Source organism: Methylibium sp., assembly GCF_013817365.1.
Taxonomy (GTDB): Bacteria; Pseudomonadota; Gammaproteobacteria; order Burkholderiales; family Burkholderiaceae_C; genus Methylibium.
This window is the reverse complement of record NZ_JACDCU010000334.1, coordinates 1-4,596: the sequence shown is the minus strand read 5'-3', so window position 1 is coordinate 4,596 and position 4,596 is coordinate 1. Positions and strand designations below refer to the sequence as shown.

Here is a 4,596-nt window from a genome sequence, read left to right as displayed (position 1 = left end):
GTGAACGACCAGTTGCCTGCGTAGACCGTGTTCTGCACGTACGCGGCGACGGCGTCGGTTTCGATGTCGAACTCGTCGCGCAGGCCGGTGCCGGGCGAGTTCTCCCTCGCCGTGGGCGATGCGCCGTTGTAGCGCTTGCGGTTGATGCGCTCGCGGTGCAGGCGCACGCCGGTGACGAGTTCGCTGCGCAGGCCGAAGGCGCTGTGCTCCATCTCGAGACGCGGCTCGATGCCGTAGAACTCGTACTGCCGCGGCCGCATCTGGTTGCCGCACAGCGAGGCGAACTGCTCGAAGCCGCCCGGCACGCTGTAGTCGATGCCCGCCGGGCAGCCGGCGACTGTGCCCGTGCCGTCGCTGCCGACTTCGTCGGCCCGCAGTTCCTCCCGCTCTTTCTCCGCTTCGCCGTCGTCCACGTCGGCCTCGACGATGGCGTCGAGCTGCCGGTAGGAGGCGCGATCGGTCTTCTGGTAGTAGACCTGGGTGGACAGCCGTGAGGTGTCGGAAAAATTCAGCGTGTGCACCACCTGCACGGCAGTACGCTCGAGCTCGAACACGTCGTTTCGGAAGGCGTTGCCGAAAGGGTTGTCCTCGAAACGAGCCTGATCGAGCCCGGCCTCGCCGAAGTTCGATTCTTCTTCGTAGTAGCCGAGCTTGACGCGCAGCGACTGCCGTTCGGTGAAGTCCAACTCGCCCTTGAGCGAAACGTCGCGGATGCGGTGGCTGCTGCGGTCGCGGCTGCCGTCGCCCTGGCGCTGCGCCGCTTCGACCAGCCAGCCGCCGCGCTCTCCGCCGCTGCCCACACTGGCGCTGGCGCGGCTGAAGTCACGCGTCCCGACAGAAAGATCCACCTCGCCGGCAAAGGAGCGCGGCACCGGGCGGGTGACGAAGTTGATGACGCCGCCCACCGTCTGTGGGCCGTGCACGATCTGCCCGGAACCCTTGATGATCTCGATGCGCTGCAGCCGCTCGAGGGGGGTGTGGTAGTGCGCCGTCGGGTCGCCGTAGGGTGCCAGGTGAATCGGCATGCCGTCCTCGAGCAGCAGCGTGCGGCTGGTGCGGCGCGGATCGAGGCCGCGGATGCCGATGTTGAGGTTCAGCCCGAAGGCGTCTTCGCCGACCACGTGCAAGCCGGGCACGCCCTGCAGCGCCTCGCGGATCGAATACGGGTTCTCGGCTTCGAGTTCCTGATGCGTCACCACCGCGCTCGAGCCCGGCACCGCTTCCAGTTGGTTCGGCAGCGTGCCGGTCACCGTGACCGATGGCAGGGCCGTCACCGGCGCGGCTTGCTGCTGAGCCATCGCCGTACAGGCCATGCAGGCCAGGGCCACCACGGCCGGATGCCTCCTCAGGCTCCCGTTGCGTCTTTTCATTTCGGTCCTCGTCAATCGATGCGATCACGTGCCTCCGCTTGTCGGAAGCAGCGATGCGAATGATCGGGACCGGGACCCTCGCCTGACTAGGGAATTCCTCCCGTCATGGGAGAGTGGAAACGCCGTCCGGGGAAATGCCGGCGCGACCTTCGCATTGCGCCCTTGTGGAGCACTCGCATGCGAAGGACCGCGCTCTTGCGTCAGCGCCTCGGCGGCGGCAGATCGGTGCAGGAACCGTGCGCCACCTCGGCCGCCAGGCCAATGCTTTCACCGAGCGTCGGGTGCGGATGGATGGTCTTGCCGATGTCCACCGCGTCGCAGCCCATCTCGATGGCCAGCGCCACCTCGCTGATCAGGTCGCCGGCATGCGTGCCGACGATGCCGCCGCCGACGATGCGGTGCGTGGCGGCATCGAACAGCAGTTTGGTGAAGCCTTCGTCGCGGCCGTTGGCGATGGCACGGCCCGAAGCGGTCCAGGGAAACAGGCCCTTCGTCAGCTTCACGCCCTGCGCGGCAGCCTGCTCTTCGGTGAGACCGACCCAGGCGATCTCCGGATCGGTGTAGGCCACGCTCGGGATCACGCGCGCGTTGAACGCGCTGGCCTGCAGCTTGGCGTCGCCCAATACCGCGCCGGCGGCAACCTCGGCCGCCACATGACCCTCGTGCACCGCCTTGTGCGCCAGCATGGGCTGGCCGACGATGTCGCCGATCGCGAAGATGTGCGACACGTTCGTTCGCATCTGGATGTCGACCGGAATGAAGCCGCGCTCTCCGATCTGCACGCCCGCGTTTTCGGCACCGATCTTCTTGCCGTTGGGCGTGCGGCCGACGGCCTGCAGCACCAGGTCGTAGTGTTGATCTTCCTTGGGGGCGCCCTCGCCTTCGAAGCGCACCTTGATGCCGTCCTTCGTCGCCTCGGCACCGACCGTCTTGGTCTTGAGCATGATGTGGTCGAAGCGTTTGGCGTTCATCTTCTGCCACACCTTGACCAGATCGCGGTCGGCGCCCTGCATCAAGCCATCGAGCATCTCGACGACGTCGAGCCGCGCGCCCAGCGCCGAATACACCGTGCCCATCTCCAGGCCGATGATGCCGCCGCCGACGATGAGCATGCGTTTCGGAACGGCACGCAAATCGAGCGCGCCGGTCGAATCGACGATGCGCGGATCGTCGGGCAGGAAGGGCAACCGCACCGCCTGCGAACCGGCGGCGATGATGGCCTGCTTGAAGCGCACGGTCTGTGCCTTGCCGGTGGGCGCCTGGGCGTCGCCCGACGTCTCTTCGACCTTGACGTGGTTCGCATCGACGAAGCTGCCGATGCCGCGCACCACGCTCACCTTGCGCATCTTGGCCATCTGCGCCAGGCCGCCGGTGAGCTTGCCGACGACCTTGTCCTTGTGCGTGCGCAGCTTGGCGAGGTCGATGGCCGGTTCGGGATAGCCGATGCCGAGATCGCCGAAGTGCCGCACCTCGTCCATCACGCCCGCCACGTGCAGCAGCGCCTTCGACGGAATGCAGCCGACGTTCAGGCACACGCCGCCGAGCTTGGCATAGCGCTCGACGAGCACGACCTTCAATCCGAGGTCGGCCGCACGGAAGGCGGCCGAGTAGCCGCCCGGCCCGGCACCGAGGACGAGAAGGTCGCAGTCGTGATCGACGGTGCCCCGGAAGGTGGCCGCCGTCGGGAGCGGCGCGGGAACGTTGCCGCTTGCCCCGGCTCCTGAGCGCTGCTGCGTCGCCACGTCGCCGGCAGGCGGCTGTTGGCCCGAGACGCCGTTGCCGAATGCCACGGTGCCGCTCGAAGCATCGAGCGTCGGAGCCTTCGCCGCCTGAGCCTGGGCCTGGGTTGCGGCGCTGGCAGGAGGCGCGGGCGCGGGTGGTGCCTCAGCGCCGCCGGAAGGCTCCATCATCAGGATCACGCTGCCCTCGTTGACAACGTCGCCCACCTTGAGCCTGAGCTCCTTCACCACGCCCGCTTGCGGCGCGGGAATCTCGATCGACGCCTTGTCGCTTTCGACCGTGACGAGGCTCTGCTCGGCCGTCACGCTGTCGCCGGGTGCGACGAGCACTTCGATCACCGCCACGTCCTTGAAGTCGCCGATGTCGGGAACCTTGATTTCGATGAGGGCCATGAACGGTCCTTACAGCATGACGCGGCGGAAGTCCGCCAGCACCGCGCCCAGATAGGCGTTGAAGCGCGCCGCCGAGGCGCCGTCGATCACGCGGTGGTCCCAACTCAGGCTGAGCGGCAGGATCAGACGTGGGGCGAATGCCTTGCCGTCCCACACCGGCCGGGTCTGAGACTTGCACACACCCAGGATCGACACCTCGGGCGCATTGATGATCGGCGTGAAGTAAGTGCCGCCGATGCCGCCCAGCGACGAGATGCTGAAACACCCGCCGCTCATTTCCGCCGGCCCGAGCTTGCCGTCGCGCGCCTTGGCGGCCAGCTCGTTCATCTCCTTGGCGATGGCGACGATGCCCTTCTTGTCGGCCTCCTTGATCACCGGCACCACCAGGCCATTGGGCGTGTCGGCTGCAAAGCCGATGTGGAAGTACTTCTTGAGCACCAGTTGCTCGCCATCGAGGCTGGCGTTGAACTCGGGGAACTTCTTCAGCGCCGCAACGCAGGCCTTGATGAGGAAGGCCAGCATGGTCACCTTCACGCCTGCCTTCTCGTACTCCTTGTTGAGCTGCACGCGGAAGGCTTCGAGCTCGGTGATGTCGGCATCGTCGTGGTTGGTGACGTGCGGGATCACGACCCAGTTGCGGTGCAGGTTGGCGCCGCTGATCTTCTTGATGCGTGAGAGGTCCTTGCGCTCGATCTCGCCGAACTTCGCAAAGTCGACCTTGGGCCAAGGCAGCAGATCCAGGCCTCCACCGCCACCTCCGGTGGCCTTCGCGGCCGGAGCAGCGGCCGCGGCACCGCCGCCGGCCATGACGCCCTTCACGTACGCCTGCACGTCCTCCTGCGTGATGCGCTCCTTCGGGCCGCTGCCTTTGACCTGCTCCAACGGCACACCCAACTCGCGCCCAAAACGGCGCACCGACGGCGAGGCATGCGGCAGACGGCCCTGCGGCGTGCTCGGCTCGTGAGCCGGCAGTGCGGCGGTCGGCAGCGTGCGTTCGACCGGCCGGCTCGCCAGCGCGGGAGCGGACGCCGCAGCGGGGGCTTGAGCCGGTGCGGTTTGCGCAGGTGCCGGCGCTGCAGCGCTTCGGCCCGGGC

3 protein-coding genes are annotated in these 4,596 nt (G+C 67.4%); all 3 read right to left on the bottom strand.

The annotated features are described in order from the left end of the window. Positions 1-1,370: TonB-dependent receptor plug domain-containing protein (locus H0W38_RS17005; protein ID WP_292456236.1), on the bottom strand; the 1,370-nt coding region annotated here is incomplete at its 3' end. 200 nt (positions 1,371-1,570) lie between these two features. Further along, complete coding sequence (gene lpdA, locus H0W38_RS17000; RefSeq protein ID WP_292456235.1) at positions 1,571-3,502, bottom strand: dihydrolipoyl dehydrogenase; 1,932 nt, start codon at positions 3,500-3,502, stop codon at positions 1,571-1,573. Between the two features lie 9 nt (positions 3,503-3,511). Next, on the bottom strand, positions 3,512-4,596 hold a 1,085-nt coding region (locus H0W38_RS16995), incomplete at its 5' end, for a 2-oxo acid dehydrogenase subunit E2 (protein WP_292456234.1).